At 44.7% G+C, this 23,468-nt stretch carries 19 protein-coding genes and 1 tRNA gene; 10 read left to right on the forward strand and 10 right to left on the reverse strand.

Annotated features, from left to right (window positions below):
* Positions 1-5: 5 nt before the first annotated feature.
* From GMES_RS00945 to nlpI, 7 genes are all read right to left on the reverse strand, one after another.
* Positions 6-407, reverse strand: coding sequence for a hypothetical protein (locus GMES_RS00945; RefSeq protein ID WP_006990665.1), 402 nt, complete (start codon positions 405-407; stop codon positions 6-8).
* A 30-nt stretch (positions 408-437) separates the two neighbouring features.
* Positions 438-1,685, reverse strand: a complete 1,248-nt coding sequence (locus GMES_RS00950; RefSeq protein WP_006990666.1) for an integrase domain-containing protein — start codon at positions 1,683-1,685, stop codon at positions 438-440.
* Between the two features lie 166 nt (positions 1,686-1,851).
* Positions 1,852-1,941 (reverse strand) — tRNA-Ser (locus GMES_RS00955).
* Positions 1,942-2,560: 619 nt separating this feature from the next.
* Positions 2,561-3,154, reverse strand: a complete 594-nt coding sequence (locus GMES_RS00960; protein WP_006990667.1) for a beta-phosphoglucomutase family hydrolase — start codon at positions 3,152-3,154, stop codon at positions 2,561-2,563.
* Positions 3,155-3,266: 112 nt separating this feature from the next.
* Positions 3,267-4,325 carry a quinolinate synthase NadA gene (nadA, locus tag GMES_RS00965; RefSeq protein WP_006990668.1) on the reverse strand — a complete coding sequence of 353 codons (1,059 nt, stop codon included), beginning with the start codon at positions 4,323-4,325 and terminating at the stop codon, positions 3,267-3,269.
* A gap of 99 nt (positions 4,326-4,424) precedes the next feature.
* Complete coding sequence (locus tag GMES_RS00970) at positions 4,425-5,768, reverse strand: hypothetical protein (protein WP_006990669.1); 1,344 nt, start codon at positions 5,766-5,768, stop codon at positions 4,425-4,427.
* 27 nt (positions 5,769-5,795) lie between these two features.
* Positions 5,796-6,692: a protease adaptor lipoprotein NlpI gene (gene nlpI, locus GMES_RS00975; RefSeq protein ID WP_006990670.1), complete on the reverse strand. Its 897-nt coding sequence runs from the start codon at positions 6,690-6,692 to the stop codon at positions 5,796-5,798.
* A gap of 201 nt (positions 6,693-6,893) precedes the next feature.
* On the opposite strand from nlpI, the gene GMES_RS00980 reads away from it, so the two are divergent.
* The 9 genes from GMES_RS00980 (at position 6,894) to GMES_RS01020 (ending at position 18,426) form a co-directional block, all read left to right on the forward strand.
* Complete coding sequence (locus tag GMES_RS00980; RefSeq protein ID WP_006990671.1) at positions 6,894-7,292, forward strand: cytidine deaminase; 399 nt, start codon at positions 6,894-6,896, stop codon at positions 7,290-7,292.
* 274 nt (positions 7,293-7,566) lie between these two features.
* Positions 7,567-8,409, forward strand: coding sequence for a PEP-CTERM sorting domain-containing protein (locus GMES_RS00985; protein ID WP_006990672.1), 843 nt, complete (start codon positions 7,567-7,569; stop codon positions 8,407-8,409).
* Positions 8,410-8,798: 389 nt separating this feature from the next.
* Complete coding sequence (locus GMES_RS00990) at positions 8,799-9,641, forward strand: Npun_F0296 family exosortase-dependent surface protein (RefSeq protein WP_006990673.1); 843 nt, start codon at positions 8,799-8,801, stop codon at positions 9,639-9,641.
* Positions 9,642-9,958: 317 nt separating this feature from the next.
* A complete protein-coding gene (locus GMES_RS00995) occupies positions 9,959-10,633 on the forward strand; it encodes an RNA polymerase sigma factor (RefSeq protein ID WP_006990674.1) in 675 nt (224 codons plus the stop codon).
* Complete coding sequence (locus tag GMES_RS01000; protein ID WP_006990675.1) at positions 10,630-11,763, forward strand: FecR family protein; 1,134 nt, start codon at positions 10,630-10,632, stop codon at positions 11,761-11,763. Before GMES_RS00995 ends, GMES_RS01000 begins: the two co-directional genes overlap by 4 nt.
* A 170-nt stretch (positions 11,764-11,933) precedes the next feature.
* On the forward strand, positions 11,934-14,423 hold the full coding sequence (locus tag GMES_RS01005; RefSeq protein WP_006990677.1) for a TonB-dependent receptor: 2,490 nt from the start codon (positions 11,934-11,936) through the stop codon (positions 14,421-14,423).
* A gap of 139 nt (positions 14,424-14,562) precedes the next feature.
* Positions 14,563-16,062 carry a purple acid phosphatase family protein gene (locus GMES_RS01010; protein WP_006990678.1) on the forward strand — a complete coding sequence of 500 codons (1,500 nt, stop codon included), beginning with the start codon at positions 14,563-14,565 and terminating at the stop codon, positions 16,060-16,062.
* A 164-nt stretch (positions 16,063-16,226) separates the two neighbouring features.
* Positions 16,227-17,813, forward strand: coding sequence for a YHYH protein (locus GMES_RS01015; protein WP_006990679.1), 1,587 nt, complete (start codon positions 16,227-16,229; stop codon positions 17,811-17,813).
* A gap of 1 nt (position 17,814) precedes the next feature.
* Entirely contained in the window at positions 17,815-18,426 is a 612-nt protein-coding gene (locus GMES_RS01020) for a hypothetical protein (protein ID WP_006990680.1), read from the forward strand.
* Positions 18,427-18,451: 25 nt separating this feature from the next.
* Here the strand turns inward: GMES_RS01020 and GMES_RS01025 are convergent, their stop codons facing one another.
* Complete coding sequence (locus tag GMES_RS01025) at positions 18,452-19,345, reverse strand: aq_1923 C-terminal domain (protein ID WP_006990681.1); 894 nt, start codon at positions 19,343-19,345, stop codon at positions 18,452-18,454.
* 210 nt (positions 19,346-19,555) lie between these two features.
* Between GMES_RS01025 and yegD the strand changes: the two genes are divergently transcribed.
* The gene (gene yegD, locus GMES_RS01030) at positions 19,556-20,983 is read left to right on the forward strand and encodes a molecular chaperone (protein WP_006990682.1); all 1,428 of its coding nucleotides are present in this window, start codon (positions 19,556-19,558) and stop codon (positions 20,981-20,983) included.
* A 147-nt stretch (positions 20,984-21,130) separates the two neighbouring features.
* Here the strand turns inward: yegD and GMES_RS01035 are convergent, their stop codons facing one another.
* Complete coding sequence (locus GMES_RS01035; protein ID WP_006990683.1) at positions 21,131-21,769, reverse strand: NAD(P)H-dependent oxidoreductase; 639 nt, start codon at positions 21,767-21,769, stop codon at positions 21,131-21,133.
* A gap of 190 nt (positions 21,770-21,959) precedes the next feature.
* Positions 21,960-23,462 carry a mannitol dehydrogenase family protein gene (locus GMES_RS01040; RefSeq protein WP_006990684.1) on the reverse strand — a complete coding sequence of 501 codons (1,503 nt, stop codon included), beginning with the start codon at positions 23,460-23,462 and terminating at the stop codon, positions 21,960-21,962.
* Positions 23,463-23,468: the final 6 nt, after the last annotated feature.

Raw genomic sequence — 23,468 nt, forward strand, 5'->3', positions numbered from 1 at the left:
TAGCACTAAGCGGCTTGCGCCTCAGTTACCCCTAACGCTGCCTCCATACGTGAAACAACTTCACTAAACAAATCAGATACACCATACAAGGCATTTTGTAATGCAGCTTGCTCACCGTTAGAACAATCAATGTATTGATCTGACTCGCGGTTATGTATCAACAAGTCTAATGTTGTATTTGCTTCTAATACTCCCTTATATGCGCTTATCACCATGCCAAGTGGGGCTGGCTCCTCACCATACTCAAACAGTGCTTTAATCAAATTGTACGTTTCAGTGATTTCGCCTTGCGGTCTAAACCATTTAAAATTGGTTTCTGCTTTTTGGATATAGGCCAAGAGTTGATAAGCTTGCTCAAATTTACAAGCGGCATCGTAAAAATCATCATTCATTAAAAAGCTATTCATCTATATATCCTTTAAACTACTTTTGTTTTGTTATTGATTAACTAACCTTAAGGTTTGCTTGGCATTGGCTAGGCTCATGTTTCCTGTTGCTGCTTGCTCGATATGATCAGACCACCAGCACATAAGCTTTTCACGTCGTTTTAAATAGTCGGCTCTGTTGTAAGCGCTTCTCACAGAGTTTTTATCAACATGAGCTAAAGCGCTTTCAATAACATCAGGATCATGGCCTTGTTCATTTAAGGTGGTACTGGCTAAAGAACGTAAACCATGAGCCACTAGCTTTTTATTAAAGCCCATTCGCTTTAATGCCATATTTGCTGTTGATTCATTTACATGGCTTCTAGGGTTACGATCACCTGGGAAAACAAACTCCCTATGACCGCTTATAGGCTTGATTAACATTAACAGTTGAATAGCTTGCTCTGTTAGTGGCACAACATGTTCACGCTTTTTCTTCATTCTAGCTGGTGGGATTGTCCATAACCTTTTTGCAAAGTCTATTTCATCCCATCTAGTACCAGCAGCTTCCCCAGGTCTAACCATTGTATGTAATTGCCATTCAATCAAACAACGAGTCACTATCTTTATACTGGCAGTGTTTAACGCTTTCATTAGTACAGGTAGATCGTCAGGTTTTAGTGTTGGCATGTTCGTTTTGGATGGTGCTTCAAATGCTTTACCAATCCCTGCTAGTGGATTGTGATTAACAACACCAGTATTTACCGCGAACGTCATGACTTCATTCAAGCGTTGGCAAAGCCTTTTTACTGTTTCTAGGCTACCCGCCGCAGCCAGAGGTTTAAGCACTCTGATAGCATCAACAGCGTTTACCATTAAAATTGGCGTTTTGCCCATTGATGGAAAGACGTGTTTTTCAAGGGAGCGGATAACATCATCGGCATATGCTGGTGTTAAAGATGGCTTTTTAACTGCGAACCAATCAGCTGCAACATGCTCAAGTGTATTATTGTGTTCTTGCTGCGCTTGGCGTTTTGCATTTTCCCTAAATGATTTAGGGTCAATGTCACGAGTTAATAAAGAACGAGACTCATCTCTATTGTTACGTGCTTGTTTGAGGCTAACTGTTGGGAAAGTACCAAAACTGATATTTGAACGTTTATTTGTGTGTGGGTGGTAATAGTTAAACAACCATGTCTTAGTACCGTTAGGTTTAACACGCAAAGACAACCCTTGCCCATCAGATAAGTTATATTCTTTGTCTTTAGGTTTTGCTTGGCTGACCTCTGTATTGGTCAATGGTTTTGTTAGTTTAGCCATTTTAGTAACACCACTCTCGTAACATTGGGTTAAGTGTTACCTCTGATGTTACTATAAAAGACGGATGTTACAAGACCACTACGGACGATACAGGAAACAAAAAACCCGCTATAGCAGCTATTTATCTGCCTCGCGGGTCTTTATTGGTTCTTACTGAACCTGTATTTGGCGGAGAGAGAGGGATTCGAACCCTCGTTAGGTTTAACCCTAAACACACTTTCCAGGCGTGCGCCTTCAGCCACTCAGCCACCTCTCCAAAACTTTTCATTTGCTCTTCGAAACTATCGCAGAGTTAACACATCCATGATGATCGGCACCCAGTCCGTACATCCATGTCCGGCCGTTCAGCCGGGCGGTGCTTTGCACCTAAAGAGGCCGGCTTCACCCACCTCTCCAAAACTTTTCATTTGCTCTTCGAAACTATCGCAGAGTTAACACATCCATGATGATCGGCACCCAGTCCGTACATGTATGTCCGGCCATTCAGCCGGGCGGTGCTGTGCACCTAAAGAGGCCGGCTTCACCCACCTCTCCAAAACTTTTCATTTGCTCTTCGAAACTATCGCAGAGTTAACACATCCATGATGATCGGCACCCAGTCCGTACATCCATGTCCGGCCGTTCAGCCGGGCGGTGCTTTGCACCTAAAGAGGCCGGCTTCACCCACCTCTGTAAAACTTTTCACTCTGAGCTTGTCTACCTGCAATGACACCGTATTGCACCTTACTAGTAATGTCTAACAAGCTTTTTAGCAGGCGCGTATGTTAGGGAAAACCTTTGGCCTGCGCAAGTGTTTAGTTTGATTAACCGATTGATGCGGTTGTTATTTAAGCAATTAATGTCCAATAACGACCATTCAACCGGTTAGCACGCATTTATGCAACAGGTAGCTCTATTTTGCCATTGATCACCATGATGCAGTCCATTCCTGCATGTTGGGCAGCCTGCCTGCCTATTTCGGTGTCTTCGAACACGACACACTCGTTGGCGCTCAAGCCCATGTTTTTAGCTACGGTTAAAAATGTTTCACCATGTGGTTTACCATGGGTGACATCTGACGCTGTGACAACGGTTTCTACCCTGTCGAGTAAACCGGTTTCGGTTAACATACGAATGGCGTTTTCACGCTCTGAGCCTGTGCCAACCCCCATTTGCAGGATGCCTTTATAACGCTGCATGACATCAAATGTGTCTTGGATCACGGTGAGGTTTTCATCGAGTGCTAACCACGCTTGTCGCTTGAACTCTGCAACTTTATCTAAGTTGTGATCCATCCCGTGCTTTTCATTAAGCAGTTTGGCAATTTGGCGTGTGGGGACCCCTCCTAAATCATGAATATACTGAGCATCATATGGATAACCAAATTGTTCACAGGTTTGTTGCCATGCAACAGCGTGAGAGCCCATGGAATCGATTAACGTACCGTCCATATCAAAAACGATCCCTTTGTAACGGCTTAAATCTGGCATGATTGCTCCTCAATAGTCGAATGAAAACAGAACTCTATACTGTTTATGTGGACGAAAAATGAAAAAGCCAGCATTTGCTGGCTTTCAATTACGATTGGGTACTAGAAATTAACTAGGCATTACCTGTAACTTTCATTTTCAACTCAGCCGAAAAATCGAGCATTCTATCAAGTGGCACCAATGCCTTTTTACGTAGTTCATTATCTACGAATATTTCGTGACCTGTAGTCTCAGTCAGCGCTTTGTATATCGCTTCTAATCCATTCATTGCCATCCATGGGCAATGGGCGCAGCTTTTGCACGTTGCACCATTTCCAGCGGTTGGAGCTTCGAGAAATATTTTGTTTGGCTCAAGCTGCTGCATTTTATAAAAAATGCCTCGGTCAGTCGCTACAATAAACGTATCGTTAGGTAACGTACGAGAAGCATTGATGAGCTGTGTCGTTGAACCGACAGCATCAGCGAGCTCAACCACACTCGCAGGTGATTCTGGATGCACCAACACTGCAGCATCTGGGTAAAGATGCTTCATGTCTCGCAGCGCTTTGGCTGAGAACTCATCGTGCACAATACATTCACCTTGCCACATTAGCATGTCAGCGCCGGTTTCTTTGGCTATATATGATCCTAAGTGGCGATCAGGTGCCCAAATGATTTTTTTGCCTTGGGAGTCGAGATGCTCAACAATTTCAAGGGCAATACTGGATGTTACCACCCAATCAGCACGGGCTTTTACTGCTGCTGAGGTATTGGCATACACCACAACGGTATGGTCGGGGTGTGCATCACAAAACGCCGAAAACTCAGCTTCTGGACAGCCGATATCCAGTGAACAAGTTGCATCAAGAGTTGGCATAATTACGGTTTTGTCTGGGCTTAATATTTTAGCAGTTTCGCCCATGAAACGTACGCCAGCCACGACAAGAGTTTGCGCATCACAATCGCGGCCGTAGCGTGCCATTTCTAGGGAATCAGAAATACAGCCGCCCGTTTCTTCAGCCAATGCTTGAATTTCGTGATCGGTATAATAATGCGCAACTAGTGTGGCATTTTTTTCAATGAGCAATTGTTTAATTCTGTCGATGTAATCTTGTTGCTGAGCAGAAGTTAATCGCGCTGGTTTTGCTGGGAACGGATAATCCACCGTGCCGATAGAAAGTGCCTGATTCATAGTGCTTAGTTGGTTACCACAAACATCATAATTAATCCGCGTAGTATACCGATAGTGTGAGCAAAAATCACACTTCCCGTTATATCCAATTGAACCGACTTAATCTGCTTGCAGGTACTGCTGGTAACGATCACGCCAATACTTGCCGTGCACAGGCTCACCTTTAGCCTCATAACCTTGATATAAATTAATGTAAGCAGGCGTTAATAAAGGTTTCTGCAATAAACGTTCGGCCCATACTTTTAAATAATAAGGTGGAATATAAGCGACATCGTAAAATTCCATAAATGTCATTTTTTCAGTAGGTTTGTAGCTCTGCGCCGGATGATTATCGCAAGTGCGAGATTCGCTCAATAAAGCCGAACCATTCATTCCTAGAGCTTGCCATCGCTGTGTAGTCGGTTTTTGCCCCGCTTTAGTCACCACTAAATTAGGTGCATCATTTGAGTGACAAATGCTATTCGCCAATCCTGATGACAAGGGATATTCATCTACAAAGCCTGCAAAATGCGCGAGTTCATGCACAAAGACGTTGTAATCATCTTTTCTATCTAAAAACATAATCCCGTTGTGTACATTCGCTTTGCCATTGTCTGCGAGCACCACTATATGGGTAAAGTTCTGCTGAGAAAGGGGGGCACTTAATGCGGTAATATCACAACCTAAGCGCTGAGCTCCCTGCCAGTTAGCCGAACACTTAAGTTTGTGTGACGTGAGCCAAATAGGCTGATTAATACAGATGGGTAGTTCTTTTAATCGAGCGTCTGTTTCGAAACGAGCTTTGATACGCTCCCCCTGCAAAACAGAATGTAGCGTAGCGGCCACCATTTGTAATTGCTGGGCACACTGATGAGATGACTTATGCTCTGGTGAGGCGAAACTAGACTCAGAGCGTCTCATATTTAGTAAAGCAGTTGCGCGACTGCTACCGATTTTTTTGGCTTGTCTTAACGAAGCAACAGCGTTTTCTTCTTCGCCAAGCAGGGATAGCCATTCAGCATAATACACCGCACTGCCTGCATCTTGCTGTGCAGCTTTTGCCAACCAGTATTGGGCTTTTTGCCGTTGATTATTGACAATAAAATGATGATAAAGCGCTATCTGAGCATCTGCATCACCTTGATGCGCGACATAGTTAAGTGCCTTTTCAGAAGCACGACTGCGATTTTTACTTGCTTGTAAGTGAGAAAAATATCCCTGAGCTTGGGCTGAGCCAGCTAATTTTGTGAAGTGTAACCAATAGCCATTGTTATTTTGGATAGCAACTTGGCTTAATTTGGGTAAGGCTGTTGAGTCGCCATATTGATAGGCTTTGAATAAAAAATGAAATGGGTCGGCTTGGATCGCCGCTTGCGCATTTAAAAACGCTAAGTAGTAAGTTGAATCACTGCGCCCTGCAAACAACCAAACAATACAACAAAACGACAAGCCTACTTTTAACACTTGTCGTCTCTTACGTACGCGCTTCTATTATGGCTCTTCACTTTCAGCAACGGCTTTATCGCGAAGCATATCGAGCTCAAGTCGCGCATATCTATGTTCAACATATTCAAATACGTTGGTGCTAAGAGCTAACTTGAAGTAGTTCGACGCCACACCGCGGTTACCCAGTGCTGAGTTATATTTACCCAGATAGAAATACGCTTCACAAAGGCGATCTGTCAGTTCCTGCTGACTCGTCACGCCTTGAATTAGGGCATTTAATAATGCTTGCTCATCTATGCGCCCTAAATAAAGGTCGACTAAATGTGTCGCCCAGTTGTCTTCGTCTAAATTTTCGCGATTATTACTTAACGTGATTAATGCATCTGCTTGGTCAAGTTCACTATGGGCAATAAAAGACCAAAGTGCACGATATGGATCTGATTCATCATTTCGGTAGAATTCACTAAAATCATTTACGGCTAAATCGGCGCGGCCACCGTAATATAGCGCGATCCCTCGATTTAAAAACGCAAATTCATAATCAGGGTTAATGTCTAACGTGGCATCAAACGCTTCATAGGCTTGTATAAAGTTCATTTGCTGAGTGTAATGCACACCCAAAGAGTTATACGCCTCTGCCATATCTGGTTTAAGACGTATAGCATGATCAAAATCATACTGCGCCAAACCAGCCAGCCCTACGCTGTCGTATAACATACCGCGTTGATGCAGTAACTCTGCCCTTTCTTGATCTTCTAACGGTGCTTTTTCAAGGATTTGGTTATATCTGGCGATCGCCATTTGCGAGCGCACACTCATAGGCGCGGGCTCAGCGAGTAATAAGTTACTCATCTGTGCTTGGCTTTGCTGAGCTTGATTGCTATTAGCACACCCGCTTAATAACAATCCTAAAAATACCAGTGAGAAAAATTTATTTTGCATAAGAGTAGGCAACGCTCGGTCTAAAATGTGATGGCGATAAAAATGCGGAATCAGCCAGAAAATGATGCTTAGTAAACAGGCAGGGTGGCGTATTTACCCATAAATGTAAAGACAACGAGAAGGCGAAAATTGCAATCTACTGTATCAAGTTGTAAAAATAATGCACACTAGCCGGCTACTAAGAAAAAAAGCGATACCATTTTGAATAAGCAACAAACTGATTTACAAAGCCTCTTTAATGCTGCTTTGGATGTGCAAGCCAAAGCACACGCACCCTATTCCGATTACCGAGTGGGCTCTGCTTTACTGGCAGAAGACGGTAACACTTATACTGGCTGCAATGTAGAAAACGTATCCTTTCCATTAGGCCAGTGTGCTGAAGGTAACGCTCTGGCAGCAATGGTTGCAGGTGGTGCCAGGCAAGTCCGCGAAATTTTAATAGCCAGCCCAAATGAGCATTTCTGCTCTCCATGTGGTGGTTGTCGGCAGCGTATTTTTGAATTCGCTAGCAAAGACACTCTAGTCCACATGGCCACCAGCGAAGGTGAAATTAAAACGCTTTCGATGAATGAAATCTTGCCCTTTGCATTTGAGCAATAGAAACGGCTTTAGCTTTGACTCCTAATAATAAAATATTTACACACAACAAGATTGATTAAAAATCAACCACAGTTATAATATGCCGAGTTTTGAGGCGTACCTAGTTGGAAACGCTACAAAAAAAGTCTGTCTGCTTTTTTTACACCAAGCATTGAACGTCAATTAGCCAAAAGTCTAAGACGTTGAATCAAAAGGAATAATAAGAAGTGGCTCAGTTCATGCTTTGCATACAACACACAACAGTTGCAGTTAGGTCGTCGTACAGGAGTAACCTATGACACGTTTATTTAAGAAAGCTAAATTCATATCAGCAGCCGCTTTACTAGCGCTAACTGCATCGCAAAACATTAGCGCCGCTACTATTACTTTAGGTGGTCAAGCAGCCACAGACGGTTCTGGTAAAACAAGCGCCAATGTTAATTCGAACAATACTATCAATGCCATCAGCGACGGTTTCTTTGTAGAAACATTCGATAGCGCCACCGCAATTCCAGGGTTACCGACTGCAAATGACACAGCTTATAATGTGGCAGGCAGTTCTACTGGTTGCGCAATCAACTCACCATTACTTGTTCAGCCTAGTTCCACTAACGTTTTAAATGTGCGTACAGGTTCAGTAAGAAATGTAGCAGCTGCGCCCGCTGGTGACACGACTTGTTATGCTTATACTACCCCTGAAACGGTTGGAACTGACAGTTACGTAGACATCGATTATACCAATTTCTTAGCCAACATCGGTACAATAGATTCGTCTTTAGCTGGTTCAAGCATTGACTACTTAGGCTTTTATTGGGGGTCAATCGATACCTATAACACCTTTGAGTTTTACTCTGACACTAACGAGTTAGTGAAAAGCATTGCTGGTCAAGAAATATTAGATCTTGTTGGTGGTGTTGAAGGTGACAGATTATCTGATAAGTCCAATGTTTACGTGAACATAAATTTCAGCGTTGCTGAAGCGTTCACCCGCTTACGTGTTGTGTCATCTGGCGTAGCCGGTGAGTTCGACAACATAGTGGTTGGCTTATCAAATCGTGACGTACCTGCACCAGCTGGTTTGGCCTTTTTAGGCCTAGGTTTAATCGGCTTCGCTTTACGTAAAAAACTGCAGAAGTAAGATTAATAGTTAGTTAAAAAAAGTCGGTCCGCCGACTTTTTTTGTGCCTGAAAATAAGTCCTTTGCACACCAACGTCAACATTCATCATTCAAAATTCTCTCACGTGTCACTAGCTCGCAGAAAGATCGTGTTCATAAGCTGATTACCATCCACTCTGCGATATGCGTCAGCCCCTTTATGTAACTAGCTTTTAGTAGCATTTAACCTTCAGAAAACTTTACACTAATAGTGTAAATTTCGTACACCTTAGTCATCTATTTTTACGCTTTCGGTATAGATATTTACCGACCCCGATGCAATATCATGATAATACTCAATAATTTATTTTTGGCACGCGTTATGCTAATACTTTAGTAGCAGTAAATGTAGCTGCATAACGGAGTTACACATGAAAAATTCAATGACTAAAAACAGTATAAAATTATTTAAAACTACCTTAATTGCTTTGGCAGTCAGCCAGTCTGCACATGCTGCGGTTATTTCCTTTGGGGGGCAAGCCGCAACTGATGGCTCGGGCAAAACGAGTCTAAAAATTAACGCTGACAACACGATCAACTCTTTGTCGGATGGCTACTTTGTAGAAACGTTTGATAAAGCTACCGCTATCGATGCGCTTCCCTTGACCCAAGATGAAAGCTACAACGTCGCTGGTTCATCAAACGGTTGTGCCATCAATTCACCATTGATGGTCACAGCAAGTGGTTCTTCAGTGTTGAATGTGCGCAAGGGGTCATCAAGAAACGTAGCCGCTGCGCCTGCTGGTGATAGTTCTTGTTATGCTTACACCACTCCGAGTACAGTGGGCGTCGATAGCTTCGTGGATATCGATTACACTAACTTTTTAGACAGCATAGGTACTACTGTCCCCTCTCTTACTGGCTCGAACGTTAATTATTTGGGCTTCTATTGGGGCTCGGTAGACACTTATAACTCGTTTGAATTTTACTCGAACGATGTATTAGTTGGTAAAATAACTGGCGCCGAGCTTTTAGCTGAGCTAAATGGCAATGCGGGCAATCAGGTCGCTGATTCATCAAATGTCTATGTCAACATAGCGTTTGACGCAAACGAAGCTTTTAACAGACTTCGCGTCATCTCTTCTGGTGTTGCAGGTGAGTTTGACAACATCGTCGTTGGGTTAGATAAGCGTGACGTGCCTGCGCCAACCAGTCTTGCCATATTGGGCTTAGGGCTATTAGGTCTTGGTGTCGGAAAGCGCTTCAAGAAATAACGGATATACTTTGAATTAAAGCCGGCTTGCCGGCTTTTTTTATACGCATTTATTTTACCCTTTAATGCCAATTCCATTAAATAATTGCCCTCCCAGAATTCATCCAGCGGGTTTTGAACAAGACGTCGGTGTACAGTAATGGTTGCTCCCTTTCAAACACCGAAAACACAGTACAACAAAGCAAATGCATAGCCTGTAAAGTGCGTCATAAAAATATGAAGTTTTTATGAATATTAGCCTAAAGTAACCAACTGTCATTTTTCTGTTTTACTCCGCTATTACAATCCGTCCGTTTTTAGCGTGTAAGAGTAAACACAATGAGTAAAACGCTACAAAAGGCTTCGCTGTTTTTCCTAAACTCCCATGTAAAAACCCAAGCTTTGGAAATAACCTCCGCAGCATCTAAGCCGAAGACGATACAAGCGCCTAATGCAATCGATAAGCTCTTCAAAGCTCACTGGCGTGATGTATGTCGCATACTGCACAAATGTTATGGCTCAGGTCCACCAGAGCCAGAAGACGTGGCCCAGGAAGCGTTTAGCCGCATTGCCCAAATGCGCGATTTGGAACAAATAGCAGACCCCAAAGCCTATATCATCAAAATAGCGATGAATATTACCCTCAAATCGATAGGGCATTTGTGCAAAACTCGTGATTTCATTGCACAGCATACCCAACTCCCTGAAGATCAGTGTGATGACGTTTGCCCCGAAACTATTTTGCAAGGTGAGCAACGCATTGCCGCAATACAAAAGGGCACAGAACAGCTGACTGAGAAGCAACGCGACATTTTGATGCGCGCCCGGATCAAAGGCCAAACATATTCTGAAATATCCTCAGATACCGGTTGGAGCGTTGCAGACATTTGCCGCCAATTAAACGCGGCAATGGCAATTTTAGAGCGCATTGATGAGCAGGAGAATAACCCCAACGATCAAGCGTTCTCGTCGCACGTGTCGCCCAGTAATATCTCAACAGAGCCAAAGTCATGATACATACAAAGAGAAATTCTAGCGGCAACGGGCTAAACAATAGCAATCGTTCTCGCGTTGAAGACAATAACGATCGCTGCACAAATCATGAAATTTGTGAAAACAGTGAATACCAGAAAGCGTCTATCTCTTCGTCGCCTCAAGACAGAGCTAGAGAATGGCTAACGTATTTATATTCCGGACATACCACAGCAACCAAACGTGACGAGTTTGTGGTATGGCTCAATAGCAGTGACGAAAACAAGCAGGCGTTCACTCGCAGTCAAAAGGTCTGGCAAACCATAGGCATGACAGACTCAGCGGTAGAATGGATGCAACAACACGCAGCTCAACAACCTGCCACAGTGCCAAAAGCAAAACCCACACGTGTATTGGCGAAATCACTAATGGCGTTAAGTGCAATGGCCGCTAGCGTAGCCTTGCTTGTGTTCAATGGGGTATTCAACACCACCACCCATCTTACACTCCCTCAACCGCAGACGGCTTTTACCTCTCCTGTAGGGCAAAACCGCCATATCACCCTAAGTGATGGCAGCGACATCACGCTTGCCGGCAATTCGAGCATACTAGTTGCCATTACTGACAACGAGAGACGCATAACCTTGCGCAAAGGAAGCGCCTATTTTGATGTGAGCCATGATCCTAGTCGTGTATTTTCCGTCACTGCCCAGCAAACTCAAGTACGTGTACGTGGTACCGCATTTGAAGTGAAATACAGCCCAAACAATAGTTTGAAAATTTCGGTTCAACGGGGTTTGGTTGACGTTGCTGACTTACCAGAGACAGCAGAGCAAAGGGAGCAAGTATTGCAGCTAAGACCAAACGAACAACTGCATACTGATATCCAAGGGAGGTTTATCTCACCTATTACTGTTTTTCAGCCTGAGACTGAATTTGCTTGGTTAAAGCAACGGCTGATTTACGATAACGTGCCCCTCAAAAATGTCATCATGGATATTAATCGTTACGTGAAAAAACCAGTGATTATTTTAGATAACAGCATTAACGAACTACCTATCACTGCGTCATTTACCTTCGAGCAAATCGAGCCCATGTTAGACGGATTAGCGTCAGCCTACCCCATAACACTCACCCATGAAGCCACTCGGAGCGTGTTAACCGAAGAATAATGTGCAATGCCAGCAAGAGCCAAACCTTGCTGGTACACCTTTACATCTCCCATCGGATAAATAACGACTCATTGTGTGAAGTTTTTATGAAACAAGCACTTATGCTGAAAAAAATATCGCGCTGATGACTCTTCTAGTGAAACCTATATTAACTAACTGGAAGCAACATCATGAATACACTTGCACGTTCAATTAAATTCGCCCTGTTTGGTACCGCCCTCGCTGCTTTGACACCCGCCTACGTCATAGCACAGCAAACCCAAGTTAATATTTCAGTACAGCCACTTGGGCAAGCACTGAACGCATTATCGCAACAAACCGGCACGGTTATTATTGCTCCAAGTCGCCTCGTCAGCGGCAAACAGGCTGTTGCCACCTCAGGTGAGCTGAGCGTTCTCAATGCCGTAGAAAAACTATTAGATGGCAGCGGCTTACAAGCGCATGAACAGCCCAGCGGCGCGATTGTTATCAAAAAAGCGATGCAAAAAAATAAATCTCAAAATAAACGTGCGGCAACTTATCAAGCCCCGATGGACGAAGTTGTTGTGACTGCGTTAAAGCGTGATAGCAGCTTACAAGATACCCCTGTGGCCATTTCAGTGTTAGGCGCAGATGAGTTAAAAGCCCAAGGCGTAACTGATTTCACCGACTTAATTGATAGCCTCTCGGGGATTTCCATTAACTCTGCTTTTGGTGGCCCTGAAAACAGCTTTATCACCATACGTGGTATAGGTGGCGCCGATGACTATAAGCCTAATGGTAACCCATCCGTAGCCTTACACGTTGATGGAATTTATCAAACATCCAACGCTTATTTGAGCATGCCCCTTTTTGATTTAGAACGCATTGAAGTGCTTAAAGGGCCCCAAGGTACCCTCTACGGGCGCAACACTACGGCTGGCGCAATTAATGCCATCACTCGAGCACCAGGTGAAGAGTTAAACGGCTATGCAGATATCGAATACGGCTCATATGACTTTGTGTCCGGCACAGCAGCGGTTGGCGGCAAGGTCTCTGACAACCTAGGCGTTCGCGTTGCGGTTCTTATGGAACAAGGTGGGGGCTTTATGGACGGTAAAGGCGCAGGCAACTTCGCCGGCTTTGTACCCCAAGGCACTGAAGGTATTGTGCCACCAGTGGCTGACCCAGGTGAGCGCGACGGATTTGGCGATGCAGATTTATTCGCCTTTCGTGGCACAGCGGTTTATGACTTCGATGATGTGACCTCTCTAACACTGCATTACTTCACCAGCCAAGACCGAGGTGATACCCGCCAGTATGACCGTATTGCATTTGAAGATGACAACCCTTCGCTCAACGCAGGTGAAGGTAATGACCCTTATGATTTTTACACCAGTGAATACTACTCTCATGAAATCGATGTGAGCGGATTTTCAGGAGACTTTAACCGCCAATTACAGTCAGGCTTAAACCTCGACATACTATTTGCATTGCAAAGCAGTGAGCGCAATGTCAGTGGTAACGGAGACGGCACGTCATTTCCTCGCTACCAATACAACTTTGACGATGATCTTGACCAAACATCGTTAGAAATTCGCTTGAGTGACGCAACCGGCGGCGAATTTGACTGGATAGCAGGGGCCTTCTTTATGAACGACTCTGTTGATTTCACCAGTAACTGGACCAGCTACGCGGTGCTATCTCAATACAGCTCTCCCTACAATCAGCGTCGTAATAGCTTTGCCACCTTCGGAAATATCGACTGGAACATTTCAAACGACTTAGTGATAAGCGGTGGCCTGCGCTACACCAAAGACAATGCGAAATTCCGCGGTGAAAACATTGATGCCGATCCATGGGGGTTATCGGTTTTTGAAGAAACCTTTAAAACAGATGCCAACTTCTCATGGGATCGCGAGTTTGACGACAGCAATGTCTCAGGCAAACTGGCTATTCAATATTTTATCAATGACAATCTCAACGTGTTTGCCTCTGTGAGCACAGCCTATCGTGGTGGCGGTTTCGACGGCACATCGATATTCTCTGAAGAAGAAACCCAACCCTTTGAATCAGAAGAAGTACTCGCCTATGAAGCAGGGGCACGTTACGTAACAGACAACATCAACTTCACCTTTGACCTGTTCTCATATGATTTTGAAGAGCTGCAAGCAACGGCGCGTCTATCAAACGACACCAATGGTAGAACTAATGTGGGTGAAGCCACCGTGAGCGGTGCAGAAGCCTCAATAGCAGTCACGTTATATGAAGCTAATGATCACAAAATCACCTTCAATACTGCCGGCACTTATCTGGATACAGAAATCACAGAATTTAGCTCGAATCGTGTGAACGATGTGGTCAGTACCATAGGCGACCCATTGCCTGGCTCTCCTGAATGGAGTCAAACGGCGGTACTAAATTATCAAACATCGCTGACTAACAATACCCAACTCAACGCCCGTTTGAATTACAGTTACCACGGTGAAGAGTCGAACCGCTTAAACGCTGGCGATGGCAATACAGCTCCTTCGTATAATTTACTCGGTGTACGCCTAGATGTAACTTTTGCCAATGGTTTAAATATTTACGCTTACGGTCGCAACATCACAGATGAAGTGTATTTTCTTGAGCTTAACGGTGGGGCGCGTTTAGTAGGCGCACCGGCCACATACGGCGGTGGTGTTAGCTACGCGTTTTAGCCTCTCATTAGTCATTCACATTGTTTACCTCACAATCATGGCGAGCACGAACGCTCGCCATGAGCATATCTCTTCTAACACGCCACAGTTTTTCGTGGCGGGTTTTTTACCGTTAATTTGTTTGGCAAAAGGTTTACTTATGAAAGTCCGTCTTTTCTCGCAGCCTTTAAGCATGGCTCTTATCCTAACGTTTTTGCTGTACGTGAGTGTGGCTAATGGCGAAGCGGTTTCAGTTAAAGCGTTAACCCCACACCCAGTTGCAACCCAATGGCCGGATCGTATTATTGCCACTCCAACGGTCTCCCCAGCAGACAGTTTTTCGGTGACATGGCGTACCGATAATTCAGTCAACAGAGCCTACGGAGAAATTGTTCAAGCTGACTCTGATGCGCGTTACGATATAAACGCGGCTCAGTTTGTAGCGAAAACGAATAACGCTTCTCTGGCGAAAGGCGTTAACAACCAAGAACACTTTCGCTATCAGGCCAATGAAGGCCTGCCCAATGTTCATTACCATTCACTAACGTTCAAAGATTTAGAAGCCGATACGTATTACAACTACCGTGTTGCGGGCGCAACTGGTATGTGGTCTCCGTGGCAGCAAATTAAAACCGCCCCTATTGATACCAATCAAGACTTCTCCTTTTTGTACTTCGGTGACGCCCAAAATGGTATCTATTCACATTGGCCATTAGTGCTGCGCCGCGCATGGCAACATGCACCGAATGCTAAATTCGCCATCTACGCAGGGGATTTAGTCAATGAAGGAGCAAGCGATCAACAATGGTCTAACTGGCTGAACGCAGGACAATTCATTCATCGCACATTGCCAGCCGTGCTCGTTGCAGGTAACCATGAATATGATTGGCAAGTACACGAAAATGCGCAAAAAACCTGGGCACTATCTACGTTGTGGCAAAGCCAATTTACCCTACCCTTAACTCCTGCTTTACCTAGCGCACTGCAAGAAACAGCCTACGTTACCCATTACCCAGAGATGGATGTTTTTGTACTTGACTCCGAAGCTCGAGGTGACATCAATTTACTGCACGCTCAAGCGCAATGGTTAGACCAAGCCCTACAAACTAGCACAGCGAAATGGCGCATTGTGACTATGCACCACCCTATATTCTCGTCATGCGGTATTCCGCTAAATAGCCCAGGGCAAGATGAACCTGAAATACGCGCTGCGTTCTTACCCATTATGCTAAAGCACAAGGTTGATTTGGTGCTGCAAGGCCACGATCATGCCTACGCGCGGGGTAGTATAGGCACCCAAAACGACATTAATAAAACAGCCATTCCGTCCTCAAAAAAGCAGGTTAAAACCGTATTTGTCACCTCTGTGGCAGGGCCTAAAACCTACCCCATTAAACCTACGCGCTGGGATGAATACCGTGACTACGGTGTAACACTAGAACGCATTGGTGAGAACACCCCCACCTACCAAATCATTAGCAAAACCACGGATAATCTCATCTATCAGTCATTCACCTCTGATGGGCAGATTTACGATGAATTCACTTTACGCAAAAACACGCACGGTAATAAAACGTTAAGCGTCGCCAAAAAGTTACCCCCCCAGCGCACGTTCAAAAATACCGGTTTATACAAAAGTCATCACGATTTAGCAGAGTAACAGGCCTATCTATGTAAGGGCATGCAGGGAGTCAAAGATATTTCCTGCATTGTCCTAACGTTTACCCCCCGAAAAAACCCCGCGAACTGCACAGTTTCTGCACCCTAACTCCACACTATGTCGTTATATTAACCGCCTGAATTTCTGCCTTCGAAGGTCTAGCAATGGCTAAAAAACGATTTACCTCAATCAACACATGGACCAGCGTATTGTTGCTATGCGTGTTTCTTAACGGCTGTGGCGCTGATTCATCAACTAGCGAAGATAGTGCAACTGATGAAACAGTGAATACGTCGCCTGTGGTAGAGGCAGGAGAGGCTCAAACTGTTGTAGCGGGCGACTCAGTTACCCTGAGTGCCAATATTTCAGACGATGACACAAATTATGACATCAATTGGTCTCAACTAACTGGAACCAACGTCACCCTTAGCGATACTAACTCAGCTAACATCAGTTTTACTGCACCAACTGTAACCAATCAAGAAACGCTGCAATTTCAAGTGTCGGTAGATGATGGAGTCAATGATGCGGTCACCGATACAGTGTCGGTTACTGTAAGTGCTGGCAATGATGATAGTGAAGACGACTCTGGCGGTGAAAATGACAGTGTGTGGATCATCAATACCAGCGGAGAAGTGTCTAGTCGTATTTTAGATTCAACCACGGGTGTGGGTGTTCTCGTAAATGTGCAATCCGTAAGTGATGAAACCATTGATGACACAGACTATACCCTTGTTACTAGCCAAGGGATCCCAAAATACGATGTCACCATGACCCAAGACATTATAGACAGTATCAATAATCGCCCAAAAGCCAGTTCAGATTTAGTCACTGGGCAAACAACTGCATCCGTAGGCGATGTGGTTGAGTTTGGTGAAGACGTAGGTTACGTCAGCACAGGACAAAATTGCGCTAGTAATGCAGGTTACGGCTATTGGCCTCCTGGCCCTGCTTGCCCTACCGAAGATGAACGAGAAGTGTATTTTCCGAAAAATCCCCAAGCCACTACACAAGAATGCGAAAACGGTTTAGGTAAAGTTGGCTTGTTCGTCAATGGCTCATCTGTGTATAACTGGGGTGATGGTATGAGTTATAACAGCGATGGCTCATGGCTCAACCTCGCCCCTGTTGCTGAACAGTATGACGTGGATATTTGTGGTGGGCACTCAGCAAATGGCGATTATCATCATCATTTCTATACCAGCTGTTTAGCCGATTTAGTCGGTGATACCGGCGATCAACACTCACCTATTTATGGTTACGCAGCAGACGGTTACCCCATTTATGGTCCTTGGGAAGAAGATGGACAGTTAGCCGTGAGCGCATGGGAAGTACGTGATTATACGTCAAGCTCAGTAACAGGTTGCTCTGACAATGCGCGTAGTTGTACCTTAATAGACCAATTCGATGCATCGTTAGGCACCGAGGTCGCCACTCAAGGCCCAGAGTTTGACGATGTAGTGACTACGTTATCGGGTAACGAATTGGTGGCAGATAACGGCTACTATTACGAAGATTACTTCTGGAACAGCACCTTAACCGAGCAAGGTGGGGTCTACTTAGATCAATACAACGGCCATACCGATAGCATTCGCGGCTACCATTATCACATCACCATCACTCAAGAAAATGGCTCTTATATACCGGCGTTCCCATACATTATTGGCACCCGCTTTGCTGGGCAATTACAAGACAACTCAGTTGCATCGTGCAGTACCGGGGCGACCATGGGCCCGCCTCCAGGAGCTTAATATGCCATTACGTCAGCGCCTTTTACCTCACAAGGTTATTCACATTATTCGTCACAAAGATTTTATGATAACCCTGCTCTACGTCATGGCCGTCACACTTTTTAACGTGGCGGGCAATATGGCCTTAGCATCAACCGAGATTCATGAGCATAAAGCGCGAGATATCGGCAAAGGCACACCTGTTCCGAAAATCCAACTGAGCGCATTTCGCGACCCTATCGACGGGGTGAATATTCATGTGGAGGTGGGCAATTACCTGTTAAACGCCCCTGACTTAGTGGCGATAACTGCTGACAATAAAGTCGACGGCGTACTGCAAGGTCATGCCCATGTTTTTGTGAATGGCATTAAACGCCAAAGGCTATACGGTAAAGATGTGCATATACCGCAAACTTGGTTAAAAAAGGGTGTTAACCAAGTGGCAGTATCCTTGAATAGCCATAAGCATGAGAACTGGATGTCAGGTGATCACAATATCGTTAGTTCGGTTTTTCTCGATTTAACCAAACAAAACATAGTGTTGCATTACTTCACCTCACAGCCAATAAACCCCACCTCACAGCCTATAGAATCGAACTCTGAGCAGATTAAAAGCCAACATGCCCACCACTAGGTGTGCCTGTTGGCTAAACTGGGATTTAATCGATATCTAAATCAAACTTCGCCTTTTGCAACTCTCGCTGCATGCCCTGCTTACCCGTTAGAAATAATTGCCCTAACTTAACGGGTGAATCTTCATCCAGCGTGAGAGTGATGCCGTCCCCCTCTAATAGCGCAATACCCGCTTCCGCTAATTGCTTTTCAGTTTTATCCGTTGCTCTGTCTTTCGCTTTTTTACCGCGCTCGATAGCAGATTCTCGCAAGGACCCAGCACTGACACCTTTTTGCTTCGCTTCGCTATTGAGCAACGCATCTAAAATACCATCATCTTCTAGAGACAAAGATGCTTCATGCACAACCAATTCCTGCAGCATGACGGTGCCCATCAACAACGGGCTTTGGTTTTGTAAGTCTTGCAGTTTTTTAAGGCCGCGCATCTTAATGGAAGCATGCAACTCGCCGATATTATCACCATCAATACTCAGCGCTTCTAACTCTGCTTCATCCTCATCAATATCAATTTCTAGCGCCAGCGCGAGATCAATTTCATTGCCCTCTTGCTGGAGCAAATAAATAAAGGCTTCAAATAAATCCCTAGGGGAATTATTCATAGGGAATCCAGTCACTCGAATATCGTCCGCTTCCATGGCGATTTCAGACAGCATATTCTGTTCTTGCTCAAACTCTTCAATGTACAATTCATCGATAAGCACTTTACCGATACGGGTATCAATCACCAAATCGTCGATCGTGACGCTACCAAATACCGAAGCAGATAAGTCGTCGTAGCTTATCTGGGCTCCAAATCCACGAGTTTCATTTACGACCGCTTGCATGGCTTCTTCCGCTTTTTGCGTCGCCAGCATTGAACCACCAAAATAAACAACAGCCAAAAACACTGCCCCCACTAACACCACTTTCTTCATATCCATATCCACACTCTACTGTTTATTTTGGGTTTATTAATTGGGCTATTGATAACAACCCGACATACTTATTGCAATGAAATTAACCAAGACTTTAGGTGCATTCACTGTTCATTCGATGATCATGGCCCTACTGACAACATTTAAATAACAATTAATGGCGACGCTTTATATTAAAATGCCGGGCATTATCTCAGTCCCTAAAGGATCTTTTGAATGTTCGCAGGCCTCGACTTTGGCACGTCAAACTGTTCTATCGCCGTTATCGAAAACAATACTCCCGCACTTATTCCCCTTGAAGATGGGAAATCTCGTTTACCTTCATCGCTGTTTATTGAACACAGCAATAGTACACCTGCCAATTTAACTACGGATTTAATTGCTAAGCAGATCTGCGCTTTAAAGGAAGATCCACGAGTATCTACTTCACTCAATCATGAGCAACTGGTGAATATTGCGCGCAAACAGCTGCGTAAAGCACACCGCTTAAACACAGCTAACGATCAGCGAGCACAAAGCATAGTGCAAGCGCTTGCGGCCAATGGTGACCTTATCTTCGGGGAGGAGGCTGAGCTTACCCATGTCTCGGATCCCGAAAGTGGCTTTTATATTAAATCCCCCAAATCGTTTTTAGGGGCAGACATCAACGCTACGCAAAGAGCCGTGTTCACCACCATTGTTGAAAAAATGTTGGCCTTTATTAAGCAAGAAGCAGAATGCATTAAGCAACAAGAGCTCAGTCAAATTATGATTGGTCGCCCTGTTAACTTTCACGGGCTATTAGGTAAAGACGGCAACAAACAAGCCCTGAGCATCATTGATAGCGCCGCAGCTAAAGTTGGCTTTAAAGAGGTGCAATTTTTGATGGAGCCTGTGGCCGCCGCCTATGATTATGAGCGCCAATTAAACGAAGACAAGCTGGTGCTTATTCTGGATTTAGGCGGGGGTACCACAGACTGCTCCATGATCAAGGTGGGACCAAGTTACGTGCACTTAATCGACAGACAAGATTGTATTTTGAGCCACACGGGTAAACGTATCGGCGGTATCGATTTAGACAATAAACTGGCACTGATGGCGCTCATGCCGGAATTTGGTAAAAATACGGTACTAAATAATGGCTTACCCGTACCGAACCATTTGTTTAAACAAGCGGTAAGCGTTAACGATGTAGCCGCCCAGCAAGAGTTCAACGGGCGCCTAACGGGTAAAGATATTGCAGAGTATTGCCGCATCAGCCCCAACCCAAAGCTGAATCGCTTAAAAACCCTACGTGACGGAAAATTTGGCTTGCGTGTTAGTCGTAGTGCAGAAAAAGCAAAAATACTGCTATCGGATCAGCAAGATATTCTGCTGCCCTTGCATTATATTGAAACTGGCCTCGATATACCCGTTAGCCGCGCACAGCTTAGCGATGCTATTGCCGATGAGCTAAGTAAGTTTGAACGCTTAATGAAAGAAGCCATCACCCAAGCGGGTGCCACACCAGACGTGCTTTATGTCACAGGTGGTACGGCGATGTCCCCTGTGGTACAGCAATGGATAAACTCGGCCTTTCCTGATTTAGACATTGTGATTGGTGATCATTTCGGCAGTGTTACCTCTGGGCTGACAACCCATGCACAGCGTATATTCACTGCATAAACATTTACCCGTGAAGAGAAAGGCAGTCCTCATTGGCACAACAGCAACTTAGCGAACGCCCATAAAAAACGCGAGTCAGGATTATCCCACTCGCGCTGTACGCTTCTTTGCCGTCACTTCATCTAGTAACCTAATCTGCTAAACGCCTTAAGCCACGTTGGTGATAAAGTCTTCTTCGCTGCGGCGCACTTTTTTCAAGTTCACCAACCAATCACCTTCTTCTGCGCGATAACCCAAAGGTAAAATCACCACCGAACGCAAGCCTTTTTCTTTTAGCCCCAAGATTTCATCAACTTCTTTAGGTACAAAACCCTCCATCGGGGTGCTATCTACTTTCGCATCAGCGGCAGCAATCAAAGCGGAACCTAAACCGATATAAGCCTGACGAGCGGCATGCTCAAAATTGGTTTCTGCGTCCCGCTGTGGATAAGTATTAAGCAACATATTGCGATAATCTTCCCAACCTTGGTTGCTAAAGCCGCGCTCTTCATTGACTAAATCAAACATATTATTGATGCGCTCAGCCGTGTAGTTATCCCAAACGGCGAATACCAATACATGAGACGCATCAACGATTTGCTGTTGTCCCCATGCATGAGGGACGATTTTCGCGCGAATATCTTTATTGGTGACCACGAACACTTCATAAGGTTGTAAACCGCTAGAGCTCGCGCTTAGGCGAATAGCCTCCAGAATAAAATCAACTTTCTCTTGCGCAACCGCCTTGCTTGGATCAAATTTTTTGGTTGCATAGCGCCACTGTAAATCTTGCAGTAAATCAGACATAACACCTCATTTTGTATTATTTGATGAACAAGCCATCAGTAGTTTGTTTTCAATGAGATAAGGCTGAATCAAGTGAGATGCAAGTTAGGTATGGAATTTACTTGCCTAAGGGGATAAAAAAACAAGAAAGGCACCTCGAGCATTCCCGGTTTTCATGAAGTAACGAAAACCGGGGCATATAACTCGCGCTTTACTGGGCTTGAGCTAGAACGTCTTGCATCTGGCTTTTTATGTCGCTATTTGCGTAAAGTGCTTCAATTTGCTTCTGATATTCTGTTACAAATCTAGGCTGTTTTTTCACTTCTGCGAAAATGCTATCAAGCTGCAAAAAAGCTAGAGGATCGTTGGCGGTTTGCTGTGCTGCTTTATGCAAGTCAGCTGACATCACGTCGTTAATATCCAGCGCTTTACCGTTTTTATTCACTTGCTTGTCGCTGTAGTAGCACCAAGCAGCTATCACCAGTGTTGCACACTTAATTTCGCCGCCGTTCGCAAGATTTTGCAGTAACGTCGGTAACAAAAAGGTAGACACTTTTGACGAACTTTCTAAGCAAATACGCGACAAGTTATCCTTGATGTTCGGGTTAGCAAAACGCTCAAACAACACATCTTTGTATTCGGTTAAATCAATGCCATCCACTGGGTCAAGAATAGGCGTGACTTCAGAGTCCATAAACAAACGTAAATAGCGCGCGAAAAGAGGCTCTTGCACTGCACCATCAATCGTTTCCTGCTCTTCAATCGAGCCAAGAATACCCAGTACTGAATGGCCCGCATTAAGAAGACGTATTTTCATTTTCTCATACGGAGTCACATCGGTTACAAACTGCGCACCCACTTGTTCCCACATAGGGCGGGCATCGCTGAACTTATCTTCAATGATCCACTGGATAAAAGGTTCACACACCACAGGCCAGTTGTCTTTCACGCCAACTTCGTCGGCCAAGTAAGCCATATCAGCAGGGGTAGTAGCCGGTGTAATGCGGTCAACCATGGCATTTGGAAACGCTACGTTTTGTGAAATCCATTCAGCTAAGTCTTGGTCAAACTGCCCTACGTAGGCCAACAGCATCTTGCGAGTCATATTACCGTTGTGCTGAATGTTGTCACAAGATTGCACTGTAAATGGCTTTTTACCTGCGTCTTTGCGTACTTTTAACGCCGCTGCTAGATAACCAAATACTAATCGAGGCGAGCCAGGATTTGCCAAGTCATGCACCACATCAGGGTGGGTGAAATCGAACTCGTCTGTCACGGGATTGAAGTTATATCCCCCTTCGGTGATGGTCAAAGACACGATTTTGGTATCGTCGCTTGCCATCTTATCGACGACTTTTTGCGGTGCATCGCAGCTAAGTAAAAAGTCGGTCAAACAACCAATTACACGATTTTCAACTTGGCCATTTGGGTGCCTGACTATCAAGGTGTATAAGTAATCTTGATCTTTAAGAATTGACTGCATTTTACGGTCGCCTTCGCGCAACCCTACCCCGCAAATTCCCCAAGATAAATCACCGCTTTGCTGCATATATTCATCTGTATAAAACGCTTCATGAGAACGATGAAATCCTCCAACCCCAATATGCACGATGCCTGATGTCACTTTGCTACGGTCATAATTTGGAACGGTAATACTTTTAGGCAATGACGGTAAATTTGCTTGGTTTAATACAATAGTGTTTTCGATAGTCATGATGAT

It is taken from the genome of Paraglaciecola mesophila KMM 241 (genome assembly GCF_000315015.1).
GTDB lineage: Bacteria > Pseudomonadota > Gammaproteobacteria > Enterobacterales > Alteromonadaceae > Paraglaciecola > Paraglaciecola mesophila.

Excerpts from the sequence above, each read along its gene's own strand:
- GMES_RS00945 (WP_006990665.1), bottom strand. The coding sequence starts at position 407 with ATGAATAGCTTTTTAATGAATGATGATTTTTACGATGCCGCTTGTAAA.
- GMES_RS00950 (WP_006990666.1), bottom strand. The coding sequence starts at position 1,685 with ATGGCTAAACTAACAAAACCATTGACCAATACAGAGGTCAGCCAAGCA.
- GMES_RS00960 (WP_006990667.1), bottom strand. The coding sequence starts at position 3,154 with ATGCCAGATTTAAGCCGTTACAAAGGGATCGTTTTTGATATGGACGGT.
- nadA (WP_006990668.1), bottom strand. The coding sequence starts at position 4,325 with ATGAATCAGGCACTTTCTATCGGCACGGTGGATTATCCGTTCCCAGCA.
- nlpI (WP_006990670.1), bottom strand. The coding sequence starts at position 6,692 with ATGCAAAATAAATTTTTCTCACTGGTATTTTTAGGATTGTTATTAAGC.
- GMES_RS00985 (WP_006990672.1), top strand. The coding sequence starts at position 7,567 with ATGACACGTTTATTTAAGAAAGCTAAATTCATATCAGCAGCCGCTTTA.
- GMES_RS00990 (WP_006990673.1), top strand. The coding sequence starts at position 8,799 with ATGAAAAATTCAATGACTAAAAACAGTATAAAATTATTTAAAACTACC.
- GMES_RS00995 (WP_006990674.1), top strand. The coding sequence starts at position 9,959 with ATGAGTAAAACGCTACAAAAGGCTTCGCTGTTTTTCCTAAACTCCCAT.
- GMES_RS01000 (WP_006990675.1), top strand. The coding sequence starts at position 10,630 with ATGATACATACAAAGAGAAATTCTAGCGGCAACGGGCTAAACAATAGC.
- GMES_RS01005 (WP_006990677.1), top strand. The coding sequence starts at position 11,934 with ATGAATACACTTGCACGTTCAATTAAATTCGCCCTGTTTGGTACCGCC.
- GMES_RS01010 (WP_006990678.1), top strand. The coding sequence starts at position 14,563 with ATGAAAGTCCGTCTTTTCTCGCAGCCTTTAAGCATGGCTCTTATCCTA.
- GMES_RS01015 (WP_006990679.1), top strand. The coding sequence starts at position 16,227 with ATGGCTAAAAAACGATTTACCTCAATCAACACATGGACCAGCGTATTG.
- GMES_RS01020 (WP_006990680.1), top strand. The coding sequence starts at position 17,815 with ATGCCATTACGTCAGCGCCTTTTACCTCACAAGGTTATTCACATTATT.
- GMES_RS01025 (WP_006990681.1), bottom strand. The coding sequence starts at position 19,345 with ATGGATATGAAGAAAGTGGTGTTAGTGGGGGCAGTGTTTTTGGCTGTT.
- yegD (WP_006990682.1), top strand. The coding sequence starts at position 19,556 with ATGTTCGCAGGCCTCGACTTTGGCACGTCAAACTGTTCTATCGCCGTT.
- GMES_RS01035 (WP_006990683.1), bottom strand. The coding sequence starts at position 21,769 with ATGTCTGATTTACTGCAAGATTTACAGTGGCGCTATGCAACCAAAAAA.
- GMES_RS01040 (WP_006990684.1), bottom strand. The coding sequence starts at position 23,462 with ATGACTATCGAAAACACTATTGTATTAAACCAAGCAAATTTACCGTCA.